We start from the raw sequence: 25971 nt of genomic DNA, 5'->3' as shown, positions 1-25971 counted from the left end.
AAATTGGACAGGTGTCCAAGTTCTGGGGGTCACCTCAAGGGCGTGGCTCTACGTCACTTGTAGAAACTGCTGCGCCCGCCGGGCTGGCGCTTGAAGCGCCGGTGGATCCACAGATACTGATCCGGTGCCTCACGCACCATCGCCTCAATCGCCTGATTCACCCGCGCGGTATCCGCTTCCACATCCTCGCTGGGGAAGTTCTCCAGCGGCGCGCCAATCTTCAGGAAGTACTTGCCGCCTTCGCGACGGTGGAAATACGGAATCACCGCGCACCCGGTCATGCGTGCCAGCTGGTGCGTGGCGGTGATGGTGGATGCGGTGTGGCCGAAGAACGGCACGAACACGGTGTCCTTGCCGCGCATGTCCTGGTCGGGCGCATACCAGAGGAAGCCACCCTTCTTCAGATGCCGCACCGTTGCACGGATATCCTCGTTGGCGTACATCGCCTTGGCGTAACGGAGCCGACCGAACTTCACCGCCCATTCGTACACCGGGTTGCGGTGCTTGCGATACATGCCGGAAAGCTCGACGTGATCGCACAACAGCCGACCGCACATTTCCAGGGTCATGAAGTGCCCGGACACCAGCAGCACGCCACGCCCTTCGGCCTGCATGCGGTGCAGGTGCTCCAGCCCTTCGACCTGCACCTTGGGGCGGATGCTGTCGATGCTGCCCCACCACGCACGGGCAAACTCGAAGATGCCCACGCCCAGTGCATCGAAGCTGTCCCGCAGCAGACGCTGCCGCCAGGCCTCGTCCTGTTCAGGGAAGCACAGCTTGAGGTTCACTTCGGCGGCCTTGCGCCGGCTGCTGGCGAGCCGGTACGCCACCGTGCCCACGCCGCGGCCCAGCGCCCGCTGCAGGCCCCAGGGCAGCCGCGCGACCGCGAAGGCCCCCAGCATGAAGGCGAACATCGGCCAGTGCCGGGGATTGCGCAGCGACGGGCGGGTCGCGGTGGAAGCGTTATCTGACATGCCCCGATTCTAAAGGATGCGTCCGCCCCCTGTGGCGCATGTCTTTCCCGGGCCGGCTCCCGTATCCTCTGCCCATGCGTAATCGCCCTGTTGAGTGGATTTTGCGCGGCCTGTATTCGGCCGTGCTGTACATACTGCTGCCCATCACCGTGTATCACCTGGTGTGGCGGGGCTTCCGGGTGCGCCAGTACTTCCAGCGCTGGGACGAGCGCTATGCCTCGTATCCCCAGTCCAGCCTGCACCCACGGGTGTGGCTGCACGCGGTGTCGGTCGGCGAGGTCAATGCCGCTGCCCCGCTGGTCAACGCCCTGCGCGCACAACGCCCGGACATCCGCTGGGTGATCACCACCATCACCCCCACCGGCTCGGAGCGGGTGCGCTCGCTGTGGGGTGATGCGGTGGACCACGTCTACCTGCCGTACGACGTGCCCGGCAGCGTCGGTCGCTTTCTGGGCCACTTCAAACCCAGCCTGGCGCTGATCCTGGAAACCGAGCTGTGGCCGAACCTGCTGTTTGGCTGCCGCGACCGCGGCATTCCGGTGTACATCCTCAATGCGCGACTGTCCGCGCGTTCGCTGCGCGGTTACCGGCTGCTGGCCCCGCTGATCGCACGGGCGCTGCGCACGGTGACCTGCGTGGCGGCGCAATCGCAGGAGGATGCGGAGCGCTTCATCCAGCTGGGGGCCGAGCCGGAGCAGGTGCGTGCGCTGGGCAACCTGAAGTTCGAGATTGCCACGCCGAATGTGCGCGAGTTCATGGCGAATTTCCATGCCGCGGTGCCGCCTGCGCGCCCGGTGTGGATTGCCGCCAGCACGCACGAAGGCGAAGAGCAGGCCACGCTGGACCTGCACCGCCGGCTGCGTGCGGAGATTCCGGACCTGCTGCTGTTGTGGGCACCGCGTCACCCCGAGCGCTTCCCGCGCGTGGAAGCGCTGGCCCGCGAACAGGGCTGGAAAGTCGCCACCCGCCGCCAGGAGCAGTGGCCGCAGGCGGACACCGACGTGTTCGTGATCGATACGCTGGGTGAGCTGATGTCGTTCTACAGCTGCGCCGATGTCGCCTTCGTCGGCGGCAGCCTGCAGCCGATTGGTGGGCATAATCTGCTGGAGCCAGCCGCCATGGGCACTGCGTCGGTGACCGGCCCGCACCTGCACAACTTCTCGGAGATTTCCCGGCGCATGCGCGAAGCCGGTGCGGTATTGATTGCCGACGACGTGGAAGGCGTGTATGTCGCCCTGCTGATGCTGCTGCGCGACCCGCAGGCGCGCGAGGACATGGCGCGCGCGGGCTGCACGCTGGTAAGCACCGGGCGTGGGGCGCTGCAGCGCACCGTGGATCTGGTGACGCCGCAGTTGCCGCCGCCGGTGGGGTGAGCCCATCCCCAACGGCTTCGAACGGGTCTGACACCGCGTAGAGCCACGCCCTGCGTGGCTGCGACCATCCCACCCACCGCGTAGAGCCACGCCCTGCGTGGCTGCGACCGGGTCTGACATCGCGAAGCCACGCAGGGCGTGGCTCTACGGATGCTGTGACCGCAGAGGCACACGTGACGTGGATCCACATCACATGATTTCCCAGCGGCACCAGGCATACGGGTACTCGCCAACGCGCTGCGCCAGTCCAGCGCGCAACGGATTCCCGATGATGTAGCGGGCCGCATGTTCAACGGATTCATCGCGGCGAATGGCGTGATCGTGATACCCGTTCTGCCACACCTGCCCTGCCTGCAGCTTCCGGCTGCTGATGGACTTGAAGACGTTCATGCAACTGGGAAGCGTGCCTTGCCGCAGTTCCATCAACCAATGCACGTGATCCGGCATGATCACCCATGCAAGCGAATAGCTGCGTCCACTGCGCTCCACATGCCGAAGTGCGTCGATGACGATTTCTGCATTGTGGGGTTGCTCGAACAACCGGCGTCTGCCTTGCACCACGGTGGTGAGCACGTAGATGCGGCCCACGTGGGATTGGCGATAGCGTCGTAGGCGGGGGCTGGACATGCCTCCACCGTCGCAGGACTGCTGGGCGGAAGGTATCGCCAAACACCGCGCCGTGATGTCAGACGTAGAGCCACGCCCTGCGTGGCTTCGCGGTGGCGGACGAAAGCGCAGCCACGCAGGGCGTGGCTCTACGGGGAATCTGGCATCGCGTGCAGCCACGCAGGGCGTGGCTCTACGGAAATTGCGTCATTACGGAGCGAGCAATCAGGCTTCTTCGTCCCGCGCCAGCAGGCTGCCGGCGTACAACGCGGCCAACAGCAGGGTGAGGCCGCCCCAGAACGTGGAGTAGAACGCGAGATGGGTGTTCAACGGAAACACGGTGACCGCCAGCGCCAACGCCGCCGGGCGGGCGCGATCACGTGCGGCCAGCGGCGCAAACCGCCATGCGCGCCATGCCTGTGCCGCAGCGGCCAGCCACAACAACAATCCCAGCACCCCGGTTTCCGCCAGAATTTCCAGCACGATCTGATGCGCGTGCAGTGCGGGACCCTCGCCCCATACATCCTGCTGCTGCGGCGATGGGTGACAGGCGGGATATGCATCGCGGAAGCCGCGCGCGCCGACGCCATTGATGGGGTGCTCCTGGATCATGCACCCCGCCGCAGCCCATATCTGTGCGCGGCCGGACAAAGCCTGGTTCACACCATCGCTTTCGCCATCCCAGGCCATCGCCGTACGGGCGATACGCTCGCGCACCTGTGTTGAACCCAGCGAAAGCCCGACCGCGACCACCAGCCCCAGTGCAGCGCAGATCAGCAGTCCGCGCGTGCCCAGCAGCCGCCAGCCAGAGAACGCCAGCACCAGCGCATAGGTGATCCACGAAGCACGAGAGCCCGCCAGCACCAGCACCACGCCCACTGCCGCCGCCGACAGCGCCCAGCCCCACGTGCCCAGCCGGCGCGCGGCGGCAAACAGCAGGAACGGCGACAGGCTGGCCAGCACCTGGCCAAACTTCAGATTGCAGGGACCCAGCACGCCACTCAGACGATCGGCGGCAGCCGCCTCGGCCGGGGTGCACAGGCCATGCCCGCTCACCGCCCACTTGAGCTGGTCCAGTGACCAGAACAACGGGCTGGAGCCGAATGCGGCCTGGGCCAGTGCATCCAGCGTCCACACCCCGGTGATCACCGCAATGCCGCCCAAAGTGAGCGCGCGCCGCTGCGGCGTGGCCACCGCAATCGCCACCAGCCACATGAAGGGCAGGTAGCGCAGGCCGGCAGCGGTCTTGCGCCACGCCTCGGAAGGATCGATCGCATCGAAGGCGGAAAACGCCTGCGGCAACCAGTAGCCCAGGAACAGAATGCTGGTCAGCGCCCACGCGGGACTGCTGAGCAGGCGCTGCTTGCCCTGCAGGCGCAGCTGCACCATGCGCACGGCGGCGTAGATCGCCCCCAGCACCAGCACGGTTTCGGCTATGCCGGGCAGTGGCCACAGGGCGACGAAGGCGATGACCCACCACGGCGCCCAACGCCCGGCGCGCGCCCCCGGGGAACCCGGTGCGCGCGGCGGCTCAGCCAGCGAGTTGGGAATAGAGCTGGAGCGTGTCACGTTGCATGGCCTGCAGGGTGAACGGAATTCGCGAAGGCAACGCGGGCGGCTGCGCCAGCAACTGCTGCGCGCGCGCCAGCAGTGCCGGTGCATCGCCCAAGGGTACCGCGCCAGAGGGTTGCAGCTGTGTCAGCAGCTCGCCAACGCCCCCGTGGTTCCAGCCCAGTACAGGTCGGCCCACCGACACCGCTTCCACCACGGTGCGGCCAAAAGCTTCCGGTTTGTCGGACAGCTGCAGCACCAGATCGCTGGCCGCATAGGCCTCGGCAATGCGCGAGGTGGGTGCCGTCATCAGCACGGTCTGCGCCACCCCCAGCTGCCGCGCCTGCGCTTCCAGTTCGGCGACATAACGCTCGCGTCCAGGTTCGCGCGTGCCCGGCATCCACAGCCGCGCCGGCACACCCGCCGCATGCAGTCCGGCCAGCAGCGCCAGCGCATGGTGATGCCCTTTCAGGCGAGTGCCACGGCCTGGCAACAGCAGCAGCGGCGCATCACCGGCCAGCGCCGGATGCTGCGCGGCCACGGCGAGGCGCGCACGCCGGTCCTGCCGCCCCACGCGCGGGAACTGGGCGATGTCCACGCCGCGCGGAATCACCTGCAGGCGCTCGGCGGCGACCGACGGATAGTGCTGGCGCACGAAGTCGCGCACGGTGTTGGACACGCAGATGACCCGTTCACCGCTGGTCATCACCGCGCTGTAGCGGCCTGGCGAGTTCAGCCCGTGCACGGTGGTCACCCAGTGCGGACGCTCATCGGCGGGAAGATTACGCACCGCATACAGCCCCAGCCACGCCGGCAGGCGAGACCGCGCATGCACGATATCGGCCCCGGTCTGTGCGAACAGATCGCGCAGCGCGCGCACGTGGCGCAGCGTCCATAGCGACTTGCGGCCGATGTCCAGGGTGAGATGTTCAGCGCCGCTGGCCAGCAGCGGTTCGACCAGTCGGCCGCCGGCGGACACCACGAGGGCACGGTGCCCGGCCGCGACCAGCGCGGCAGCGATTTCAAGGGTGGAGCGTTCGACCCCGCCGGAGTGCAGCGCCGGCAGCAGCTGCACCACGGTTAATCGGCGCACGGTCGGTGCAGCCTGCTCAGTCGGCCAGCACGAACACCGAACCGCAGTATGGGCACTGCGCTTCGCCGTTGGGCTCGTCTTCGATCGGCAGGTACACGCGCGGGTGCGAGTTCCACAGCGCCATTTCCGGCGTCGGGCAGCTCAGCGGCAGTTCGCTGCGGTGCACGGTGTAGCGCTTCTCGGCATTGGCGGGCGCGGTGGCGGTATGACTCATGGCGGAATACGGAAGTGGAGGTGCGAGGACCGTGATTCTAGCACCCGGGGCCACCGCCCCGGCGTGTCCGGGCTTGGGCCGGGGTTCGCACGAATTTCGCTGTTTTGCGTTTTTCCCGGGTTTAGATCGAACTAATTTCACTTGCGGCGCGGCGCAGGGTGTTGCAGGATCGGTCCCGTTCCGATCACAACCCGATCGCACGGCCCGACCCCCACCGGACCGGCCCCGCTTCACCGACCGCCTGCTGGCGGCCGGGCGGGTGCCGTCTGTCTCAGGTCGCCGATGCGGGCTTTGCCCTGCTGCCTGTCCCACCGGGAGAACCCTGCATGACCCTGCCCCGCCGTCCCCTTGCCCGCCACGCCGTGCTGCCGCTTGCACTGGCCTTCGCCTGTGCCGGCACCGCCCTGCCCGCCCTGGCGCTGGACTTCAGCACCTCGTTTGAAGCTGGCCAGCCGGCACCCAAGGCCGCTTCCGGCGGCCTGCAGGTGAAGGTGGGGAACGGACCGGCCGCGCCTTATGCCGCCAAGGCCAATGCGGGTTACAGCGGCGTGCGCGCCTTGGGCTACCGCAGCGGCGGTGGGGCCGCGCGCACCGCGCTGTTCAGCACCGATGTGACCATTGGTGCCGACACCACGCTGAGCTGGATGGTGCTGCCGGAAATCGTGGGCGGCGACACCGTGGCCAGCACCTATGTCTCGCTGGACCTGGTGCTGGATGACGGCAGCCGCGTTTCCGCCAGCGCCGCCCGCGACCACCACGGCGTGGCGCTGGGCGCGCAGGCACAGGGCGACTCGAAGACGCTGTACCCGCAACAGTGGGCGCACAAGCAGGTGCGCCTGGGCGACGTGCCGGCCCTGCGCGGCCGCCGCGTGGTGGCGGTTGAACTGGAGGTGGACAGCGCCGCCCAGGCCCCGAGCGCCGGGTGGATCGATGACATCCGCCTGGGCGACATCGCCCGCAACAGCGCGCAGCGCCCCTCCGACTGGGTGCTCACCACCCGCGGCACGCAGTCCAACGGCACGTTCTCGCGCGGCAACAACTTCCCGGCCACCACCGTGCCGCACGGCTTCAACTTCTGGACCCCGGTGACCGATGCAGGGTCGCTGAGCTGGCTGTATCGCTGGAGCGAACAGAACGACGCCGCCAACCGGCCGCGCCTGCAGGCGCTGGCGCTGAGCCATGAGCCCAGTCCGTGGATGGGCGACCGCCAGACCTTCCAGGTGATGCCGTCGAACACACGTGGTGTGCCGGAAGCCGACCGTGCCAAGCGCGCACTCACTTTCTCGCGTGACAATGAAGTGGCCCGCCCGCACCGCTATGGGGTGCGCTTCGACAACGGCATTGCCGCCACCATCGCACCCACCGACCATGCCGCGCTGTTCCGCTTCGACTTTCCCAAGGGCAGCGATGCCAACCTGCTGTTCGACAACGTCGACGCGCGCGGCGGGCTGACCCTGGACCCCGCCACGCAGACGCTCTCCGGCTACACCGACACCCGCAGCGGCCTGTCCAACGGGGCCACGCGCATGTTCATCGTGGCCAGCTTCGACCGCCCCTGGCGCAGCAGCGGCACGATCAAGACCGGCCGCCCCACCGGCTACATCAAGTTCGACCCGGGCACCGAAGGCACGGTGCACATGCGCATCGCCACCTCGCTGATCTCGCTGGAACAGGCGCGCCACAACCTGGCATTGGAACTGGCCAGCGACGATGACATCGCGCGTGTGGCCGGCCGTGCCCAGGATGCCTGGGACGCGCGCCTGGGTCGTTTCGACATCGGTGCGGCCAGCGACGACGAAAAGACCACGCTGTACTCCAACGTCTACCGCCTGTACCTGTACCCCAACTCCGCGCACGAGAACGTCGGCACCGCCGCCGCACCGGACTGGCGCTACGCCAGCCAGGCCAGCGCCGGCGAGGATGCCCGCGACGATGCCAGCGCCAGCCGTAGCTACGCGCCGATCCGCGACGGCAAGGTGTACGTCAACAACGGCTTCTGGGACACCTTCCGCACCACCTGGCCGGCCTATGCACTGTTCACGCCGAACGATGCCGGCACCCTGGTGCAGGGCTTCCTGGAGCAGTACCGCGCCGGTGGCTGGGTGGCACGCTGGTCCTCGCCGGGCTATGCCGACCTGATGGTGGGCACCAGCTCCGACGTGGCCTTCGCCGATGCCTGGTTGAAGGGCATCCAGGGCTTCGACGCCGCCGAGGCCTACGAGGCGGCGCTGCGCAACGCCAGCGTGGTGCCGCCGGACCGGCATGTCGGCCGCAAGGGCATGCGCCAGTCCAGCTTCCGCGGCTACGCCAGCACCGACACGCATGAGGGCATGTCGTGGACCATGGAAGGGGCCCTGAACGACTTCGGCATTGCCAACATGGCCACCGAGCTCGCCAAGCGCGCCAGCAACCCCGCCGAGCGCGAGCGCTACAGCACCGAGGCCGACTACTTCCGTAACCGCGCCGGCACCTACGCCACCCTGTTCGACCCGGCCGCCGGCTTCTTCCAGGGCCGCACCGAAGAAGGAACGTGGCGGGTGGATTCGGCGAAATACGACCCGCGCGTGTGGGGCTACGACTACACCGAATCCAACGGCTGGACGTTCGCGTTCACCGCGCCGCACGATGGTGAAGGCCTGGCTGCGCTCTACGGCGGTCGTGAGGCACTGGGCAAAAAGCTGGATGCGTTCTTCAGCACCCCGGAAACCGCTGATACCTCGCTGGTGGGTTCCTACGGTGGCGTGATCCATGAAATGACCGAAGCGCGCGATGTGCGCCTGGGCATGTATGCGCACAGCAACCAGCCGGCGCACCACATTCCGTGGATGTACCTGTACGCCGGGCAGCCGTGGAAGACCCAGGACCATGTGCGCACGATTCTGGAGCGCCTGTACCTGGGCAGCGAGATCGGCCAGGGCTACCCGGGCGACGAGGACAACGGCGAAACCTCGGCGTGGTACCTGTTCGCCTCGCTGGGCATCTACCCGCTGCGCATGGGTGCACCGGAGTATGTGATCGGCTCACCGCTGTTCAAGCAGGCACGCGTGCAGCTGGGCGACGGCAAGGTGCTGACCGTGAACGCACCGGCCAACTCGCGCGAGAACCGCTACGTTCAGTCGCTGAAGATCAACGGCAAGCCGTGGACGAAGACCTGGGTTCCGCATGAGCTGATTGCCGCCGGGGCCACGCTGGACTTCGAGATGGGCCCGCAGCCATCGCGCTGGGGCACCGGGCCGGACGATGCACCGCGTTCGCTCACTGCACCGGGTCAGCGACCGGCCGGGTTGCATGACCTGCTGGGCAGCGGGGCCAAGGCCACGCTGGCGGATGGTTCGGTGGCCGCAGGCCTGATCGACAACGATGCCGACAGCGCGCTGGGCGTGGGTGATGTCGGAACGGTGACCTTTACCGGGCTGAGCGACGGGCAGGCCACGCTGTACACACTGACCAGTGGCGAAAGTTCGATCCGTGCCGCCGAGTGGGTGCTGGAGGCGCGGACCGCCGGTGGGCGCTGGAAGACAGTCGACCAGCGCAAGGGTGAGGCGTTCGCGTGGGCGCAGCAGACGCGGCCGTTCAAGATTGCGCAGCCGGGGAAATACGCCGAGTACCGGTTGCGGATCAAGGCACAGGGGCGCGCGCAGTTGGCCGAGGTGGAGTTGTTGGCACCTGGGGCGCATTGAGCCCGGCTGGGTTCCCGTGGGACGCGCATGGCGCGTCGCTACGGGGCCGGACGTTGCGGGGCTCCTGTAGGGACACGCCATGCGTGTCCACGCGGTGCCGGAACCTGACGTAGAGCCACGCCCTGCGTGGCTGCGCGGTGTTTGGGTTGGTCGAAGCCACGCAGGGCGTGGCTCTACGGCCCCATTGGATATCCCGGGAACGTAAGATCGCACAAATGGTCGGGCCCGGGGTGGCAGCGCTTTTTCAAGCGCCGCCAAGCCGGGCCACGTGGGCATATTGGGCCATTGCCGCGTTTCACGGCGATTACGGCTGTGCTGCGAAGCCATGAAAAGCAATGCCGGCCAGCGGCCGGCACTACCTTGCATCGCGGGTGTGAAAAGAACGCGTTACGCGTTCTTTTCTTCCTCGAGCTGTTTGCGGATCTGAGCGTCGACGGCCGCAATCGCGGTCATGTTCAGAATACGGCGTGAGGTCGCGCTGGTGGTCAGGATGTGCACCGGCTTGGCCACGCCCATCAGGATCGGACCAATCGCCACACCGTCGGTGAACACGCGCACCAGGTTGTAGGCGATGTTGGCCGCTTCCAGATTCGGCAGCACGAACAGGTTGGCACGGCCCTTCAGCGTGCTGTCCGGCAGCAGCTTCTGGCGCAGTGCCTCATCCCACGCGGTGTCGCCCTGCATTTCGCCGTCCACGTTCAGACGCGGGTTGCGCTTGAGCAGCAGCGAACGCACCTGGCGCATCTTCAGCGCGTCCTTGGAGTCGTGGCTGCCGAAGTTGGAGTGCGACAGCAGCGCCACCTTCGGCTCGATGCCGAACAGCTTCATGCGGTACGCCGCCTGCAGCGTGGCTTCGCAGATCTGCTCGGCCGTGGGGTCTTCCTGCACGTGGGTGTCCACGAAGAAGAACACGCCCTGCTGGTTGATCACACCGGTCATGGCCGAGGTGGAGGTGACCTTCGGTTCCAGCGGCAGCACGCTGCGCACATAGCCCAGCTTCTTGTGGAAGCGACCGACCACGCCGGTCAGCATGGCATCGGCTTCACCGCGTGCCACCATCACCGCCGCGATCAGGGTCGGGCGCGAGCGCATCAGGTTCTTCGCTGCAGCCACAGTGACACCACGACGGCCGGTCAGGCTGTGGTAGTACTGCCAGTAATCGTTGAAGCGCGGATCGTCATTGATGTTGGTGACGTCGAAGTCTTCACCGGCCTTCAGGCGCAGGCCCAGGCGTTCGATGCGCGATTCGATGACGTCCGGGCGGCCGATCAGGATCGGACGGGCAATCCCTTCGTCGACCACGTTCTGCACCGCACGCAGCACCACTTCTTCTTCGCCCTCGGCGTACACCACGCGCTGCTTGTCGGCGCGCGCACGGTCGTACACCGGCTTCATCATCAGGCTGGTGCGGTACACGAACTGCGCCAGCTTCTCGCGATACGCGCCCATGTCGGCGACCGGGCGGGTGGCCACGCCCGAGTCCATCGCGGCCTGGGCCACGGCGGCGGACAGTTCCACCAGCAGGCGGCGGTCGAACGGACGCGGAATCAGGTAATCGCGGCCGAAGCTCGGGGTGTCACCGTAAGCGGAGCCCAGGTCGCTGGCCTCGCGGCGTGCCATCGCGGCGATGGCATGCACGCAGGCGATCTTCATTTCTTCGTTGATCGCGGTTGCGCCCACGTCCAGCGCACCGCGGAACAGGTACGGGAAGCACAGCACGTTGTTGATCTGGTTCGGGTAGTCCGAACGACCGGTGCCGATCAGCGCGTCCGGGCGCACGCTGCGCGCCACTTCCGGCATGATTTCCGGGGTCGGGTTGGCCAGCGCGAAGATCACCGGATCCTTGGCCATGGTCTTGACCATGTCGGCGGTGAGGATGCCCGGGGCCGACAGGCCCAGGAAGATATCCGCGCCGTCAACGATCTCAGCCAGGGTGCGCTTGTCGGTGTCGCGCGCGTAGCGGGCCTTTTCCGGGTCCAGGTCGGTACGACCGGTGTGGATCACGCCTTCGCGGTCGAACGCGAGGATGTTTTCCTTCTTCACACCCAGCGACACCAGCATGTTCACGCAGGAAATGCCTGCCGCGCCCATGCCGGTTGTGGCCAGCTTCACGTCTTCGATTTTCTTGCCGGTGACGACCATGGCGTTGAGCACGGCCGCGCCCACGATGATCGCAGTGCCGTGCTGGTCGTCGTGGAACACCGGAATGTTCATGCGTTCGCGCAGCTTGCGCTCAACGATGAAGCATTCCGGAGCCTTGATGTCTTCCAGGTTGATGCCGCCGAAGGTCGGCTCCAGCGAGGCAATGATGTCGACCAGCTTGTCCGGGTCGTTTTCATTGATTTCGATGTCGAACACATCGATGCCGGCGAACTTCTGGAACAGTACGCCCTTGCCTTCCATCACCGGCTTGCCGGCCAGCGGGCCGATGTTGCCCAGGCCCAGCACGGCGGTGCCGTTGGAAATGACCGCGACCAGATTGCCGCGTGCGGTGAGCTCGCTGGCCTGCTGCGGGTCGGCCATGATGGCCTCGCAGGCGTGGGCCACGCCGGGGGAATACGCCAACGACAGGTCACGCTGGGTCAGCATCGGCTTGGTCGCCGAGACCTTGATCTTGCCCGGCGGCGACATGCGGTGGTAATCGAGGGCGGCCTGTTTGAAGTCTTCGTTGGACATCGCGGTTCGTGGACGTGAATGGGCAAGAGGAACAGAGGATCATACCCCCGTTGGCGAGGTAAGACCTGTCGGCAGGCTGTCGCGGGGGTGCTGCGACCGCACAAAAAAGCAGGATTGCGCCGCCCAAGGGGGGAACGGCGCAACCCTGCAACGCATCACCTGCGGGGGGTTCAGCGGGCCGGCGCGGTCAGCGGCGACGGCGTGTCATCGGTCGCCAGAGCCGGCAGTTCGGCTTCGCGGCCATCCAGCGCCAGGGCCAGGCGGTCGCGGTCCAGGGCGTTCTCCCAGCGCGACACCACCACGGTGGCCACGGCATTGCCGATGAAGTTGGTCAGCGAGCGGCATTCGCTCATGAAGCGGTCCACGCCCAGAATCAGCGCCATGCCCGCCACCGGCACTTCCGGCACCACGGCCAGCGTGGCGGCCAGGGTGATGAAGCCGGCACCGGTGACGCCGGCCGCGCCCTTGGAGCTCAGCATGGCGACCAGCAGCAGGGCGATCTGGTGGCCCAGGGTCAGTTCGGTGTTGGTGGCCTGGGCGATGAACAGCGCGGCCAGGGTCATGTAGATGTTGGTGCCGTCCAGGTTGAACGAGTAGCCGGTCGGGACCACCAGGCCCACCACCGACTTGCTGCAACCGGCCTTTTCCATCTTTTCCATCAGCGACGGCAGCGCCGATTCCGAGGACGAGGTGCCCAGCACCAGCAGCAGTTCGGCCTTCAGGTAACGGGCCAGCTTGAACACCGAGAAGCCGCACAGACGGCACACGATGCCCAGGATCACCGCCACGAACAGGAACGAGGTGATGTAGAACGAACCCACCAGCCAGGCCAGGTTGATCAGCGAACCCACACCGTATTTGCCGATGGTGAAGGCAATCGCGCCGAAGGCACCGATCGGGGCCGCCTTCATCAGGATGTGCACCAGGCGGAACACCGGGGCGGTCAGCGCTTCCAGGAAGGTCAGCACCGGGCGGCCCTTCTCGCCGGTCAGGGCCAGCGCGATACCGAACAGCACGGCCACGAACAGCACCTGCAGGATGTTGCCATCGACGAAGGCGCTGACCAGGGTGGCCGGAATGATGTCCATGACGAACCCGGTGAGGGTCAGCTCATGCGACTTTTCCACGTAGCTGTGAACCGCGGTCTGGTCCAGATCGGCCGGGTTGATGTTCATGCCCGCACCCGGCTGCACCACGTGCGCCACCACCATGCCCACGATCAGGGCCAGGGTGGAGAAGAACAGGAAGTAGGTCATCGACTTGGCGAACACCCGGCCCACGGTGCGCAGGTGGGTCATGCCGGCGATGCCGGTGACGATGGTCAGGAAGATGACCGGCGCGATGATCATCTTTACCAGCTTGATGAAGGCATCGCCCAGCGGCTTCAGCGATTCGGCGAATGCCGGCTCGTAATGGCCGAGGATCGCACCCAGGACGATGGCCACCACCACCTGGAAGTAGAGCTGGCGGTAGAACGGCAGCGGCTTGGCCGCAACGGGGGCTGTGGTGGGGACGTGCATGGGAAACTCCGGCAGTGTCACGAGGGATGCCGGCCGCGGACGGCGGCATCGGGCGAGCACTTTTTACGCCCCGCGCCGCCGAACGCAGATAACCTATTGGTACTAACCCCCCGGTTCAGCTACCGCCAGTGCCTACACTGGCCCGGCACCGCGCCCCCACGGCGGCGGGTTGCCGCGCCGGCCGGGGCCTAGTGCCCCAACAGTTTTGCCGCTTGCGGCCGTTGTTGTACTGCCCCTATTTTTTAGAAGCACACCTATACCCATGCGCCTGACCCCCCTGTTTCTTGCCCTGACCGCTCTTTCCGCCCCTGTGGCCGCCTCTGCTGCCGGCTACGACTGGGACAACTGGCCGACCAAGGTCGCCTTCAGCGACGGCACCGAACTGGCCGCCACCGGCAACATCGCCTACGACTGGAACCGTTTCTCTGACAGCAGCGGCATTGACGATGCCGACGCCGTGCGCCGCAAGGAATTCGGTGCCACCCTGAAGAAAAAGGGCGTGTACGACGCCATGGTGTATTACGACTTCCAGAGCGACACCTGGCTGGACGTGTTCGTGCGCTTTGAAAGCAAGGCCTTCTTCGGCAAGGACGTGGGCCGCTTCCGCTTCGGCTACATGAAGACCCCGGTGGGTCTGGACGCCAACACCTCCTCGCGCGCCGGCAGCTTCGTCGAAACCGCCCTGCCCGTGCAGGCCTTCTACGAAGGCCGCCGCACCGGTGCCGAGTGGGTGCTGGAACGCCCGCAGTACCTGCTGCAGGTAGGCGCATACGGTGGCAAGGACCTGCAGGGTGACAACCCCGGCACCACCCAGGCCGTGCGCGCTGCATGGACCCCGTTCAAGGCCGCCGGCGACGTGCTGCACCTGGGCGTGGCCTACTCGGAAGAAAACCCGCGCGGCTACCGCGACGGCCGTGACGTGCACCACGAAGCCAGCGCCCGCCTGCGCGCGCGCCCGGAAGCCGGCCTGACCGACATCCGTCTGGTCGACTCCGGTGCCCTGGTCACCGCCGACAAGATCAAGCGCACCGGTCTGGAAGGCATCTGGATCAAGGGCCCGTTCTCGGTGCAGGCCGAAGCCCTGCAGACCACCGTCACCCGTGAAGGCAAGCCGGACTACACCGGTGACGGCCAGTACGCCGCCGTCAGCTACTTCCTGACCGGCGAATCGCGCCCGTACAACGCCGGTGCCGTGGCCAACGTCAAGCCGGCCCACGCCTATGGCGCGGTGGAACTGCTGGCCCGTTACAGCCGCATCGACCTGGACGACGGCGACGTGCTCGGCGGCCGCCAGAACGACCTGACCATCGGTGCGAACTGGTACCTCACCAGCCACTTCAAGTTCCAGGCGAACTATGTGAAGGCTGATGCCAGCCGCCGTGGTGTGCATACCACGCCGGAGATGTTCGAAGTCCGCGCGCAGATGCATTTCTGATCTGAGCGGTGTCGTAGTTTGAGAACAGGGTGCTGGAAGGCACCCTGTTTTCGTTTGGGAAGGCAGCTATTCTTTGCAGGGTTTGCTTGTGTCGAAGAGGGTGTAAGACGATCCATCCTTCCGCTTTCCCTGCACATAGATCCGCGGATTGGTGATCTCGAGCCAGCGGGCAGGACGCGCGATGACATCGAGGTGGAAGATCGTGTTGCCCGCAGATGCGAAACAGATTAGGGGTACTACCGTTCCGCGGCCGCCACGAAACTCCAGTTCCAACCCAGTCTCCGTCTCAAAAAATCTCCTCGAAAAATTAAGACACTGGCTGGGCGTATCGACTTTGCGGATATAGGGCAGAGCGACCATCGGAATTGAATCGGCGGCGAAGTAAAAGTTCAGGCTGCTTTCGCTGGACACACCGGGAACCTCGGAAAAATCGAGTCCGGGCTTCCCATTAACCGTTGCAGAGTAGAGGTCGGCGCGCCCATTTTCGATAGCACCCTGCTTGGTGAACTCAAGAGTCGCCTGCCCCTTCTCGCACTGAAGTGCCTGCGCGGGCGACGCAGACAACGGACCACACAGCAGCGCACACGACAGCGCCGCGATCATCGCAGTTCTCATACGATTCTCCCGCTACTGAAACGCCCCCGTTTCATAGGGGCGGTCGCGCGGCGGCCGGCCCCATGGGTGCACTATCGTCAATCCGGGTATATCTCTTGTGAACTCGTCAGCGGCCATGAACATGGGCACAGCAAGCCCGAGGCCCTTTCTATATCTTGCAGGGCATCTTCGTATCGAACACCAGTGTCTCCTTTCCATCAGAGATTCTATTTCCGCGCACCTGGACCCGGAAATCCGAAGGCTCAAGATAATGGGCACCTGCAAGCTTGCTTGTATTGACATCAACAAGAAGTCTAAGACTCCCTTTACCTGCACCATCAAAGCAGATCTTCGGCTGATCGTTTGCGTGTTCACCCCATATCGTGAAAACGGCAACATCTTGGCGCGTCATTGCTGCCCAAGCCCTGTACTGCAGACAGGCCCCGGTCTTTTCTACGTACTTCAGCTCCTTCGGCTCCAGTGATCCGACAGATACATACAGTGACATGCCATGGGCGTCACGCGGCTCTGGAATGTCAGCGAAGTCAACTGCAGTCCTTCCTTCAAGCGCAATGCTGTACTCAACTGATGCAAAGCCCATCCCCAGCCCGGGCCTACGGAACTTGGGAGTTCTCTCGATCCCCCTCGTTGCCGTCATACTTGCCTGCCCAGCTCCACATTGCGGAGCACTGGAACTGAATGCAGACCACGGACCGCACAGCAGCGCACACGAAAGCGCCGCGATCATCGCAATTCTCATACGATTCTCCCGCTACTGAAACGCCCCCGTTTCATAGGGGCCGCCGCACGTCGGTCGACCCCATGCGTGCACTATCATTGGCCCCGGTAAATCCCTTGTGAAGTTGTCCCTGCCTGCCCGGCCCTACCCCATGTACGCCAACTTCGGCAGGGCGTTCTGCCTGCGAATCATTCGGGCACTTATCCCTTGCAAGGCGTTTGCGTATGGAACAGTAAAAACTCCTTTATATTGGAGCTTCTTTCACCTCGCACGTAGACGCTAAAATCTTGAGACCCGGGGTATTTCGCACCCTCACATCTAGATCGTGCACGTCGACCAGCAGCGCAAGATTCACCTTTCCGGAACTATCGAAGCAGATCTTTGGTTGTTAATCACTGTGCTTTCCCCAAATGGAAAGCAGCGATGCCTCCTGCTGCGTCATTGCCGTCCACCCCCCTGAAATGCGGGCACCTCCCTGCCTTCTCCGCGTAGATCAACTCCTTCGGCCTCAGTGACCTGACGACCACATACAACGCCATGCCATCGACATCTCGCGGCGATGGAATTTCCGCAAAGTCAACTGCAGATGCTCCTTCAATATCGATGTTGTACTCAATGGACGAGCAGTCCCTCCCCAGGCCCGACCGGTAAACCAATGCGTTTCGGTGACTCCCCTTGGTTGCTGTCACATTCGCCTGCCCGCCTTCACATTGCAGGGCCTTGGCGCTGAACGTCGCCAGCGGACCACACAGCAGCGCACACGACAGCGCCGCGATCATCGCAGTTCTCATACGATTCTCCCGCTACTGAAACGCCCCCGTTTCATAGGGGCGACCGCGCGGCGGACTGCCCGATGGGTGAACTATCATTGGCCCCGGTAAATACCTTGTGAGTTCAGTCCTGGATGCCGATAGCAACCAAGTGCATGATCAGATCAACCAGCACACTCAGATCCGAACTGACGTTAAAGATTGAAGACAGGGTACGTACGGCCACCCTGCCTTCGCTTGGTGTGGCAGCTATTCTTTGCAAGGATTACGTGTATCAAAAAGCTTCAGCAATTTCCCATCATTCCCTATTCCTTGCGCGTACACGCGAATACTCGATAGCGTCGGCTTGCCCTTCGTGAACGGGATCGTGGAAACCAGGTCAAAATGGAAGTCCCAAACCAGACGGCGGCCGTCAACGAAGTTTACGGCGGGATAGATTCTATGAATGTACGAAGGAACTGTTATTGCCAGATGCTGGGGATCGTACCAACTACCAAATAAAAGAGAAGGATCGGAGATTTCTTTCTCGACATACGGGAGACGAACTACGAACGGGCCCGTCTCCAGATAGAGAATGATCTCGTCTTTATCCACTGCTTCAGGCACATCGGAAAAATCAATCGAGGATCTACCCAATCCCCGCACGTGGTACGTCTCTGTATGGCCGTCATAGGACACATGGTCGCGATAAAGGCTTACGTTTGCTTGCCCGTCTTCGCACTGAAGTGCCTGCGTGGGGAAGGCCGGCACGACACCACACAGCAGCGCACACGACAGCGCCGCGATCATCGCAGTTCTCATACGATTCTCCCGCTACTGAAACGCCCCCGTTTCATAGGGGCGGCCGCGCGGCGGCAGGCCCCATGGGTGAACTATCATTGGTCCTGGTAAATCTCCTGTGAAGCCGGCACCGTCCGCCCTTGCCACGCCTGAAGCACCTCCCGCAAACGCGCTCTGGCCACTGATAGCGCCAAGCGGATGCCAGAACGACCTGACCGTCGGTGCCAACTGGCGCCTAACCGGGGTGGCGGACGGCGTCCGTAGTTGTCGAGCCGGAATGCAGTGGCTCTCCGCCGGTGTCACGGACGGGGAGGCACAGGTGGAGAATCCGGCAAGGCTCCTTCACAGGCGTTGTTCGTGTCAAAAATGGTGAACGCGCTCCCATCACTACGTCGTTTACCCTTCACATAGACGCGAAAGTCCCCAGACCCGAGATGTGCATAGTTCTCGACGAACTTTTCATTGACGTCAGCCATTAGTTTAAGGCGAGCGCTTCCCGAGCCATCAATGCAGATCGTCGGAGAAGTGGTGACACCATCTCCCCACACCGTTATCAGGCTTAGATCCTGCGTCTTATCAGCGATCCATGCGCCGAATCGCAGGCACTCCTTTGTCTTTTCGACGTACTTCAACTCTTTCGGAGCCAGCGACCCGATGACCAGATGGAGGCTCATGCCGTCTACTTCTGCTGGCTCTTTTATTTCTGCAAGGTCAATCTCCGACCGCCCCTCCACGCTGACACTGTACTCAGTTGATCGATAACCTCGACCAAGCTTAGGGCGAAACTCAGCGATTCCTTTAAATTCACTATCAGTCACCTTCAGTGTTGCCTGCCCCCTATCACACTGCAATGCAAACGCCGGCAAGGTAACCAATGGCCCACCCAGCAGCGCACACGACAGCGCCGCGATCATCGCAGTTCTCATACCATTCTCCCGCTACTGAAACGCCCCCGTTTCATAGGGGCCGCCGCGCGGCGGTCGGCCCCATGTGTGCACTATCATTGGCCCCGGTAAATCCCTTGTGAATTCGGCCCCGGCCGCCCTGCCCCATGTACAGCACCTCCCGCAAACGCGCCCTGCTGCTGACCCTGCTGGTCATGATCGGCGGCACCCTGATTTCCGCGTTGGTGGCCGGCCGCTATGCCCAGCAGCGCGCCCTGGCCGCCGAAAGCACCCAAGTGCGTCGCCAGCTGGACCTGTACGCGCAGACCCTGCAGCAGCGCATCGACCGCTTCGGCACCCTGCCGCAGGTGATGGCGCTGGACCCGGACCTGCAGGAATCGCTGAGCCGACCGCTGACCGACGCCGAGCGCCAACGCCTCAACCTGAAACTGCAGCGCGCCAACAGCGTCACCCGCACCTCCACCCTGACCCTGATTGATCACCGCGGCGTGGCCGTCGCGGCCAGCAACTGGGATCAGCCGGCCAGCAACGTTGGCGAGGACTACAGCTACCGCCCGTACTACCAGCAGGCGATGGCCAAGGGCACCGGCCGCTTCTATGGCATCGGCATGACCACGGCCGTGCCGGGCTATTTCCTGTCGCAGGCGATCTACGACGCCGACGGCAAGCCCATCGGCGTGATCGCAATCAAGATCGAGCTGCGGGCGCTGGAGCAGGAATGGCTGCAGAGCACGGACATCGTGATGGCCAGCGATGCGCATGATGTGGTGTTCCTGGCCAACGGTGACGAGTGGCGTTACCGCCTGCTGCGTCCGCTGGCACCGGCCGAGCGCGCCGAGATGCTGGCCACCCGCCAGTACGCCGACCGCTCGCTGCAGCCTTTACGCAGCCGCACGCTGGACGTACTGGCCGATGGCGGACGCATGGTCCGGGTGGAACAACCCGCCCTGCCCCGCCCGATGCTGTGGCAGACCTACACCTTGGAAAGTCCGAACTGGAAGCTGCACCTGCTGCACGACGCCAGCGCCAGCGGCGCGGTGGGCCGCAGCACCGCGTTGGCGGCCGGCGGCATCTGGCTGGCGCTGTGTTTCCTGTCGTTGTTCATCCAGCAGCGCCGTCGTCTGGCCGCGCACCGCCAGCGCAGCCGTCGCGAACTGGAAAGCGTGCTGCAGCAGCATGCCGAAGAACTACGCATGGCGCAGGACGGCATTCTGCAGGCCGCCCAGCAGGCCGACAGTGGCCTGAGCCGCAGCCTGGCGCACCTGCCGCAGGGCGTCGTGGTGATCGACAACGAACAGAAGCTGGTGGCGTGGAATGCGCGCTACCTTGAGCTGTTCCGCTTCCCTTCGGACCTGGTGAAGGTCGGTCGCCCGATTGAGGAGATCTTCCGCTTCAACGCGCGTCGCGGCCTGCTCGGCCCGGGGCCGATTGATGAAGCCATCGAACGCCGGCTCAACCACCTGCGCAGCGGTCGCCCGCATATGCGCGAGAGCGAGAAGGACGATGGCACCGTGCTGGAGATTCGCGGCAACCCGCTGCCGGATGGCGGCTTCGTCACCAGCTACGCCGACATCACCGCGTACAAGAACACTGCGCGCGAGCTGCGCTCGCTGGCCGATGCGCTGGAGCATCGCGTGGCCGAGCGTACGCGCGATCTGGACGAGGCCCGCCGCGAAGCCGAGCGGGCCAACCGCTACAAGACCCGCTTTGTGGCCTCTGCCGTGCACGACCTGCTGCAACCGTTGAATGCGGCGCGTATGTTCGTGTCGGTGCTGCGCGGCAAGCTGCAAGGTGATGCGCGTGAGCTGAGCGAGCATGTGGACGCTGCACTTGCGGCGCAGGACGCCATTCTCAACAGCCTGCTGGATATCTCGCGATTGGAGTCGGGCACGCTGCAGACGAATGTGCGTGCGTTTGCACTGTCGCCGCTGCTCGAGACACTGGCCCGCGAATTTGGCATTGCCGCGCAAAGCCGTGGTCTGCAGCTGGACTGGGTGGACACCAAGGCGGTGGTGGTCAGTGATGAAGCCCTGCTGCGCCGCATTCTTCAGAACTTCCTCTCCAATGCCCTCCGTTACACCCCGCGCGGCCGCGTGCTGATTGGCTGCCGCCGTGATGGCGACCAGCTGCGGATTGAGGTCCACGACCAGGGCCCGGGCATTCCGGAGAGCTTGCAGGGCGAGATTTTCGAGGAGTTCCGCCGGCTCAACGATGGCGTGGAGCAGGAACGTGGCGCGGGCCTGGGGCTTGCCATTGTCGAGCGCATCGGGCGGCTGCTGGGTCACCGCATCAGCCTGCGCTCCACGCTGGGCAAGGGCAGCGTGTTCTGCGTGACCGTGGCACTGGGCAAGGCCGAGGCGGTGGTTGCGCCGGTGCCGGTAGTTGCGCCGGCCGACCCGGGCGATGAAAGCCCGCTGCGCCAGTGCCGGGTGTGGAGCATCGACGACGACCCGCGCGTGTGCGCGGCGACGCGTGCGCTGCTGGAGCGCTGGGGCTGCAATGTTGAGCTGGCCGATGGGCCGCAGGCGGCGCTGGAGATTGCCTCGGCCTTCAACGTACCGCAGTTGCTGCTGCTCGACGTGCGCATGGGCGAATGGCGCGGGCCGGATCTGTATGAGGAGCTGTGCCTGTTGTGGCAGGCGCGACCGCCGGTGATTCTGGTGACCGCTGAGCGCGATGATGCGTTGAAGGCGCATGCGGCGGAACAGGGTTGGGGGTTCCTGCCGAAGCCGGTCAGGCCGCCTGCGCTGCGCGCCCTGATGACGCAGTTGCTGGTGCGGCATCGCGGACCGGGTGGGTGATGCGGGTGCGGCGTGACGGGCATGGCCCGTCACTACACGGGATGCACCTGTAGGGACGCGCCATGCGCGTCCGCATGTACACCCTGCAATCTCACTACCGTAGAGCCGGGCTCTGCCCGGCTGCTCTTGATCGGAAGCGTCCCTCATGAACCTCGCATCGAATCTCATGGCCCGACCACAGCTCACCGCCCATCGCCTCCTCGAAGTACCCCGCTCCGCCAGAGTACTCAATGCAGAACACCTGCCCGTGGACAAGCCAAACCTCTGCCGTCAGCACCTTTGAGCACAACGTCAACCTCACTGTCGCCAGAAGATGCTCTTCGGCACAGTCTGGGAAGGCGATCTTCGGATCGCGGTATGGATTCCCGTTCCTGATGCAGTAGAAATCTGACTCCACGCCCTCCGGCAGTCGATTCACCCGGTTGATCGACGAGGTCTGCTCGTCCCACAGCCCGTACAGTTCCGGATCCAGACGCGACCTCACCGTATCGAGGATCAGCACCTCGAGTTCGTTGAGCCTTCTGTTTCGCCAGAGCAGGTTTGAAAGAAAACGCATCATCCTTGGTTTCCGCCGCCATTGAGTTCCGGGCCGCAATGGCCGAGGACACACAGATCGTCGCAACTGCCTCTGGCCCCGGCGTCAATGTCGCGACACCATCTGGGGCATCGCCATTCGATCATACAGCCCGCCGGGCCTTCCCATCATGGCAAACGCGAAGTCCCGTAGAGCCGGGCTTGCCCGGCTGCGAACGTAGCCAGCCAACTCAAGGGCCCGATTCAATGACCAGTACATGCATAGCCTGCGCCATAGCCTCAGGCCAATCCCCAGCCCACATCATCCACCAGAACGACCCCATCATCTGCTTCCTCGACCGCGCGCCCATCAACCCGGGCCACATCCTGATCTGCCCACGCGCGCATCTGGCTGACCTCACCGATCTGCCAGATGACCTGATCGCTGAGATCGCCACAACAGCAAAAGACATGGCGCAACTGCTCAAGGACAGGCTGGACTGCGATGGCGTATCACTGCTGCAGAACAACGGCGCGTTCAATGATCTTGGCCACTTCCATCTTCACGTCTTTCCACGCCATGTCGGCGATGGATTCAGATGGGTGTCGGATCAGAACGGTAACGATGATTCGGGCGCACTCACGCGTGTCGGGACAATCTTGTTTGGCGACGGTGACGGGCATGGCCCGTCACTACGCACAGACTCGCATCTGTAAAGCGGCGTCCTTCACGCCGGTTCTACGCGATGCCCTGCAGGAGCCGCTCCCATCGACTCAGTGGAAGCGCATAACCATAGCGCCCATGGGTGGCGAGGTTCTGGTTGTAAGCAGGCTTGGCCAAGCCATTGATCAGCGCGGGCCCATCCCTTCCAATCAAGGCCAAATGTCGGTCAAGCGAGGCCACTGTGACGTCCTCGCGATCCACCTCGGACAGCAACTGCATGTAATTGCGCATCATGTCGCGCATCTCACGTGCGCGCCCACCGAAGTCGTACACCAGGCTCAACAGTACGAAGGTGGTGACGATCAAGGCACACACCTTGGTGGTACCGGTGTAGCCAGCAGTGACCGCGTAGAACGCGCCACTGCTGGCAATCAGCTCGATTGCCTTGACCCCCTTGTCCAGCCGCGCATACAAGCGCTCGTGAAGGGCGTGGACCTTTGCCTTGAAGCAGATGTCCATCCGGACTTCGTACAGAGAACGCGGGTAGTCGGCATCTTCGGTCATGGCGTCACCTCTTGGGCGGCGGGGGCGGTGGAGGCGGGGGCGGATTGCGCGCTGGCGGCGGGGTGTGACTGTGCCTTTCGACGTCGGGCGGTGTGGTTGGGCGCTGACTCTTCTCTTTCATAGCGGATCCTTTGCTGAGTGATGGTCGAATGGCCTCGCGATCCTACGTTTACTGCATCCGGGAGATGCCACGTTGGCTTGCCTCCGCTTCCCGTGCAGGGCTCAGTGCAACGGCAGCGACGTCTGCTGCAATGCTTCAAGCGTTGACGACGTGCTTCGCTGGATAAGGTCCATTCGGGCAATTTCTGTCGCAGTTAGCCAAAGGTGCGCTCGGTGGATGTAGTCTCTCAGCGCGCCCGATGGATAACCTGATCTGGAACCGGACGCGCTGGCGCGCGCCCGGATGATGCTGGTCGGCGCTTATGACGGGCATGACCCGTCACTACCTGGTTAAGCAGTTGCGTGGTCGGTTCGCGTCAATGTCTTTCATGCTCAGCGCCTACCTCAGGCCCAGACCCAGCGCATCGCGGCTTGCGCCCAGCGGCGAACCATGCCCGGGCCGCGCGCCCGCTGTTCCGACGGATCAATCAGCGTCAACACAATGCGCCGGTGGTTGACCCTCACTCGCACCCGGCATCCCGCGCGATAGCCCCACTGAACCAGCCACATGCCACGCAGCAGCAGCGACGGTATGGACTCGTTATCGGGAAGGAGCTGGCCAGAGGATAGCTTGACCTTTGAGATCCTGATCGTCTCTGGCGGAGCCCAGGCGAACCCATACTGCTTCTGCGTCGAATCATCAGACTTGCAATCACACATGCGTAAACCCTCCAGGAAGTTCTCCCTCGCCGGAATGGCGAGGGAGTCGGGAGGTTGAAAACCGTCTAATCACGCACGGCGTGGCGTATTCCCGCGAGGGTGTTGTATTCCACCACCCACCCGACCTGGGACTTCCACGCACTTACTGTGATTAGGGAGTTTTCAAGCTCCGAGGGCACACCATGCGGCAGAAACCATGCGTGCGGTTGCTGCCTGTTTTGGAGGATACGCGAGGTTCGATTGATGGCGTCAATAATGTGCAGGTAGCGACATGTGATGTCGGAATTGGCGCGGAATCGCGAGGCCTATGCGCCATGTGTGACGTGGTGCACTTATTGCAGCGTTGTGGTGAAGTGTGGTGGTCGGAGTCGCGAATGGACCGGGTTGCGATTGGCTCGATGTGAGGGACGTGAGTGGGCGGTCGGGCGGTCCGGCTTGTCGTGACGGCTTCGGTCGGGTGCGCTGCGTTATAGAGCCGACAGGTGATACCGGCCGTCGTCTTGCGACCGACGCTACCGGGGCGTTCGTGCTCTGATCGCGTGCCCTGATTGCGGGCACCTTGAAAGGTACGCTACTGTCCGCTTGCCAGTAAGCCGTTGCGGTCCTCAGCCAATCGCTCGCCCACGAACGAACCCTGTGATGCGCACCGAACCCGGATCGATCATTCTTATCCTGCTGGGCATTGCTACTGGCGTTTTCGCGCTTTGGGTGATGCTGTTTGATCGCTATACCTATTACGACTACAAGCCGGGCGAATGCCGGGTTAGCGGCGTCGTGCTGCAGGCCCAGCTGACAGGAGATTTCGCATCGGGGCAGCCTGCTACGCGCGGCTCGCCATACCGCTTGTCCATTGATGTCTCGAACACGCTTCCAGGGGACAGCTTGGAGGATGTCACACTGACGCCAGAGGACATATCAGCGAGACCTGTCACCCCTCTACTCAAGCGATACGACCGCGAACCTTCTGTTACGTCAGGCAGGTCGTTCCACCTGATGTCAGATCCCCTTCCCTTGGCCTTCGAGAGTTACACGCTGACCGGCACCTTGCGCCGGAAGCCCAATAGCCCTAAGCAACTGCGGTTCTCGTGCGAGATTGACAGGAAGTATCGCAGCGAATGGCGTGCACCGTGGCTTGATGCATGGATGAGTGTCTAATGCTTTGAGCTAAGTGCAACCGTGTCAATAGTAGGTTGATGAGCCCCCCCCCAGGAAGCGATGATGGTCGAGAAGCTAAAGATTCGAGCGTTGGTGCTAACCGCAATCGTGGCGGGCTTATGTGCTTGTGAAGGATCCCCGTCATCGAATTACGAGGCCAGCCTGACCGAAGAGGCGTGCAAGATTTCGTCATCACGCCCTGAAGATGTCTCAATCGAACTACTGACATCGCAACCTGAAAAGTTTCACGACACTTACGTGCGCTTGAACGGATTCTACTGTTCTGGCTTTGAGGAAAGCGGCCTATATCCATCACCGGGATGTGAGCACGATAAGAAAAGTGGAGTTTGGCTGACCGGAACATCGCCCGCGAGCAATTTCCGGGGACAGAGGATTGTGATCACAGGTAAGGTTGACGCAGCGAACAATGGGCACCTGGCGCTATGGGCTGCTCAAGTTTGCGTATCTACGATTGAAGTTATTGACGGACGCCCGACCGATGTGGAGCGTCTTCGTTAGAGCACACGTCGTTAAAGTACTGATCG

General features: G+C 63.9%; 22 protein-coding genes. 7 read left to right on the top strand and 15 right to left on the bottom strand.

The genetic code is table 11. The features are described from left to right. Window positions 1-53: 53 nt before the first annotated feature. Window positions 54-974 carry an LpxL/LpxP family Kdo(2)-lipid IV(A) lauroyl/palmitoleoyl acyltransferase gene (locus tag RT551_RS11620; protein WP_313458752.1) on the bottom strand — a complete coding sequence of 307 codons (921 nt, stop codon included), beginning with the start codon at window positions 972-974 and terminating at the stop codon, window positions 54-56. A 74-nt stretch (window positions 975-1048) separates the two neighbouring features. On the opposite strand from RT551_RS11620, the gene waaA reads away from it, so the two are divergent. Continuing rightward, window positions 1049-2347 carry a lipid IV(A) 3-deoxy-D-manno-octulosonic acid transferase gene (gene waaA, locus RT551_RS11615; protein ID WP_313458750.1) on the top strand — a complete coding sequence of 433 codons (1299 nt, stop codon included), beginning with the start codon at window positions 1049-1051 and terminating at the stop codon, window positions 2345-2347. 189 nt (window positions 2348-2536) lie between these two features. Here the strand turns inward: waaA and RT551_RS11610 are convergent, their stop codons facing one another. From RT551_RS11610 to RT551_RS11595, 4 genes are all read right to left on the bottom strand, one after another. After that, a complete protein-coding gene (locus RT551_RS11610) occupies window positions 2537-2920 on the bottom strand; it encodes a transposase (protein WP_313458749.1) in 384 nt (127 codons plus the stop codon). 258 nt (window positions 2921-3178) lie between these two features. Further along, window positions 3179-4492 carry an O-antigen ligase family protein gene (locus tag RT551_RS11605; protein ID WP_313458757.1) on the bottom strand — a complete coding sequence of 438 codons (1314 nt, stop codon included), beginning with the start codon at window positions 4490-4492 and terminating at the stop codon, window positions 3179-3181. Continuing rightward, on the bottom strand, window positions 4485-5597 hold the full coding sequence (locus tag RT551_RS11600; RefSeq protein WP_313458747.1) for a glycosyltransferase: 1113 nt from the start codon (window positions 5595-5597) through the stop codon (window positions 4485-4487). The genes RT551_RS11605 and RT551_RS11600 overlap by 8 nt, the downstream gene beginning before the upstream one ends. A 16-nt stretch (window positions 5598-5613) precedes the next feature. Further along, a complete protein-coding gene (locus tag RT551_RS11595; protein ID WP_057497568.1) occupies window positions 5614-5811 on the bottom strand; it encodes a zinc-finger domain-containing protein in 198 nt (65 codons plus the stop codon). 326 nt (window positions 5812-6137) lie between these two features. On the opposite strand from RT551_RS11595, the gene RT551_RS11590 reads away from it, so the two are divergent. Then, on the top strand, window positions 6138-9491 hold the full coding sequence (locus tag RT551_RS11590) for a GH92 family glycosyl hydrolase (RefSeq protein WP_313458744.1): 3354 nt from the start codon (window positions 6138-6140) through the stop codon (window positions 9489-9491). 387 nt (window positions 9492-9878) lie between these two features. Here RT551_RS11590 and RT551_RS11585 read toward each other — a convergent pair whose 3' ends face one another. Beyond that, on the bottom strand, window positions 9879-12167 hold the full coding sequence (locus tag RT551_RS11585; protein WP_313458742.1) for an NADP-dependent malic enzyme: 2289 nt from the start codon (window positions 12165-12167) through the stop codon (window positions 9879-9881). Window positions 12168-12337: 170 nt separating this feature from the next. Beyond that, a complete protein-coding gene (locus RT551_RS11580) occupies window positions 12338-13687 on the bottom strand; it encodes a dicarboxylate/amino acid:cation symporter (protein ID WP_313458740.1) in 1350 nt (449 codons plus the stop codon). A 262-nt stretch (window positions 13688-13949) separates the two neighbouring features. Here RT551_RS11580 and RT551_RS11575 point away from each other — a divergent pair, with 262 nt between their 5' ends. Further along, window positions 13950-15122, top strand: a complete 1173-nt coding sequence (locus RT551_RS11575) for a porin (protein ID WP_313458739.1) — start codon at window positions 13950-13952, stop codon at window positions 15120-15122. A gap of 66 nt (window positions 15123-15188) precedes the next feature. Here RT551_RS11575 and RT551_RS11570 read toward each other — a convergent pair whose 3' ends face one another. The 5 genes from RT551_RS11570 to RT551_RS11550 form a co-directional block, all read right to left on the bottom strand. Beyond that, window positions 15189-15725 (bottom strand): hypothetical protein, encoded by a 537-nt coding sequence (locus RT551_RS11570; protein ID WP_313458736.1) that lies wholly within the window; start codon window positions 15723-15725, stop codon window positions 15189-15191. A 160-nt stretch (window positions 15726-15885) separates the two neighbouring features. Beyond that, complete coding sequence (locus RT551_RS11565; RefSeq protein ID WP_313458734.1) at window positions 15886-16476, bottom strand: hypothetical protein; 591 nt, start codon at window positions 16474-16476, stop codon at window positions 15886-15888. Window positions 16477-16847: 371 nt separating this feature from the next. Next, window positions 16848-17246, bottom strand: a complete 399-nt coding sequence (locus tag RT551_RS11560; protein WP_313458731.1) for a hypothetical protein — start codon at window positions 17244-17246, stop codon at window positions 16848-16850. A 228-nt stretch (window positions 17247-17474) separates the two neighbouring features. Next, window positions 17475-18026: a hypothetical protein gene (locus tag RT551_RS11555; protein WP_313458729.1), complete on the bottom strand. Its 552-nt coding sequence runs from the start codon at window positions 18024-18026 to the stop codon at window positions 17475-17477. Window positions 18027-18304: 278 nt separating this feature from the next. Then, window positions 18305-18931: a hypothetical protein gene (locus RT551_RS11550; protein ID WP_313458726.1), complete on the bottom strand. Its 627-nt coding sequence runs from the start codon at window positions 18929-18931 to the stop codon at window positions 18305-18307. A gap of 125 nt (window positions 18932-19056) precedes the next feature. On the opposite strand from RT551_RS11550, the gene RT551_RS11545 reads away from it, so the two are divergent. Further along, window positions 19057-21711, top strand: a complete 2655-nt coding sequence (locus tag RT551_RS11545; RefSeq protein ID WP_313458724.1) for a PAS-domain containing protein — start codon at window positions 19057-19059, stop codon at window positions 21709-21711. A 94-nt stretch (window positions 21712-21805) separates the two neighbouring features. On the opposite strand, the gene RT551_RS11540 is transcribed toward RT551_RS11545, so the two are convergent. Beyond that, window positions 21806-22270, bottom strand: a complete 465-nt coding sequence (locus RT551_RS11540; protein WP_313458722.1) for a hypothetical protein — start codon at window positions 22268-22270, stop codon at window positions 21806-21808. A 221-nt stretch (window positions 22271-22491) separates the two neighbouring features. Between RT551_RS11540 and RT551_RS11535 the strand changes: the two genes are divergently transcribed. Then, the gene (locus RT551_RS11535; protein WP_313458719.1) at window positions 22492-22941 is read left to right on the top strand and encodes an HIT family protein; all 450 of its coding nucleotides are present in this window, start codon (window positions 22492-22494) and stop codon (window positions 22939-22941) included. Between the two features lie 22 nt (window positions 22942-22963). On the opposite strand, the gene RT551_RS11530 is transcribed toward RT551_RS11535, so the two are convergent. Together RT551_RS11530 and RT551_RS11525 are read right to left on the bottom strand one after the other, a co-directional pair. Further along, entirely contained in the window at window positions 22964-23452 is a 489-nt protein-coding gene (locus RT551_RS11530; protein WP_313458716.1) for a hypothetical protein, read from the bottom strand. A gap of 504 nt (window positions 23453-23956) precedes the next feature. After that, window positions 23957-24271 (bottom strand): SymE family type I addiction module toxin, encoded by a 315-nt coding sequence (locus RT551_RS11525; protein ID WP_313458714.1) that lies wholly within the window; start codon window positions 24269-24271, stop codon window positions 23957-23959. Window positions 24272-24910: 639 nt separating this feature from the next. Between RT551_RS11525 and RT551_RS11520 the strand changes: the two genes are divergently transcribed. Both RT551_RS11520 and RT551_RS11515 read left to right on the top strand, forming a co-directional pair. Then, window positions 24911-25426: a hypothetical protein gene (locus RT551_RS11520; RefSeq protein ID WP_313458711.1), complete on the top strand. Its 516-nt coding sequence runs from the start codon at window positions 24911-24913 to the stop codon at window positions 25424-25426. Between the two features lie 63 nt (window positions 25427-25489). Continuing rightward, window positions 25490-25945, top strand: coding sequence for a hypothetical protein (locus tag RT551_RS11515; RefSeq protein ID WP_313458708.1), 456 nt, complete (start codon window positions 25490-25492; stop codon window positions 25943-25945). Window positions 25946-25971 lie beyond the last annotated feature (26 nt).

The organism is Stenotrophomonas sp., assembly GCF_032103445.1.
In the GTDB taxonomy this organism is placed as follows: Bacteria; Pseudomonadota; Gammaproteobacteria; order Xanthomonadales; family Xanthomonadaceae; genus Stenotrophomonas.
Note: the sequence above shows the minus strand (reverse complement) of the source record. Positions and strands in the feature narration are given on the sequence as shown.

Bases quoted from the DNA above. Each gene is read 5' to 3' on its own strand.
- RT551_RS11525 (WP_313458714.1), bottom strand. From the start codon at position 24,271: ATGTGTGATTGCAAGTCTGATGATTCGACGCAGAAGCAGTATGGGTTC.
- waaA (WP_313458750.1), top strand. From the start codon at position 1,049: ATGCGTAATCGCCCTGTTGAGTGGATTTTGCGCGGCCTGTATTCGGCC.
- RT551_RS11530 (WP_313458716.1), bottom strand. From the start codon at position 23,452: ATGACCGAAGATGCCGACTACCCGCGTTCTCTGTACGAAGTCCGGATG.
- RT551_RS11545 (WP_313458724.1), top strand. From the start codon at position 19,057: ATGTACAGCACCTCCCGCAAACGCGCCCTGCTGCTGACCCTGCTGGTC.
- RT551_RS11540 (WP_313458722.1), bottom strand. From the start codon at position 22,270: ATGATGCGTTTTCTTTCAAACCTGCTCTGGCGAAACAGAAGGCTCAAC.
- RT551_RS11555 (WP_313458729.1), bottom strand. From the start codon at position 18,026: ATGAGAACTGCGATGATCGCGGCGCTGTCGTGTGCGCTGCTGTGTGGT.
- RT551_RS11575 (WP_313458739.1), top strand. From the start codon at position 13,950: ATGCGCCTGACCCCCCTGTTTCTTGCCCTGACCGCTCTTTCCGCCCCT.
- RT551_RS11590 (WP_313458744.1), top strand. From the start codon at position 6,138: ATGACCCTGCCCCGCCGTCCCCTTGCCCGCCACGCCGTGCTGCCGCTT.
- RT551_RS11515 (WP_313458708.1), top strand. From the start codon at position 25,490: ATGGTCGAGAAGCTAAAGATTCGAGCGTTGGTGCTAACCGCAATCGTG.
- RT551_RS11535 (WP_313458719.1), top strand. From the start codon at position 22,492: ATGACCAGTACATGCATAGCCTGCGCCATAGCCTCAGGCCAATCCCCA.
- RT551_RS11560 (WP_313458731.1), bottom strand. From the start codon at position 17,246: ATGAGAACTGCGATGATCGCGGCGCTGTCGTGTGCGCTGCTGTGTGGT.
- RT551_RS11570 (WP_313458736.1), bottom strand. From the start codon at position 15,725: ATGATCGCGGCGCTGTCGTGTGCGCTGCTGTGTGGTCCGTTGTCTGCG.
- RT551_RS11520 (WP_313458711.1), top strand. From the start codon at position 24,911: ATGCGCACCGAACCCGGATCGATCATTCTTATCCTGCTGGGCATTGCT.
- RT551_RS11550 (WP_313458726.1), bottom strand. From the start codon at position 18,931: ATGAGAACTGCGATGATCGCGGCGCTGTCGTGTGCGCTGCTGGGTGGG.
- RT551_RS11620 (WP_313458752.1), bottom strand. From the start codon at position 974: ATGTCAGATAACGCTTCCACCGCGACCCGCCCGTCGCTGCGCAATCCC.
- RT551_RS11585 (WP_313458742.1), bottom strand. From the start codon at position 12,167: ATGTCCAACGAAGACTTCAAACAGGCCGCCCTCGATTACCACCGCATG.
- RT551_RS11595 (WP_057497568.1), bottom strand. From the start codon at position 5,811: ATGAGTCATACCGCCACCGCGCCCGCCAATGCCGAGAAGCGCTACACC.
- RT551_RS11580 (WP_313458740.1), bottom strand. From the start codon at position 13,687: ATGCACGTCCCCACCACAGCCCCCGTTGCGGCCAAGCCGCTGCCGTTC.
- RT551_RS11565 (WP_313458734.1), bottom strand. From the start codon at position 16,476: ATGAGAATTGCGATGATCGCGGCGCTTTCGTGTGCGCTGCTGTGCGGT.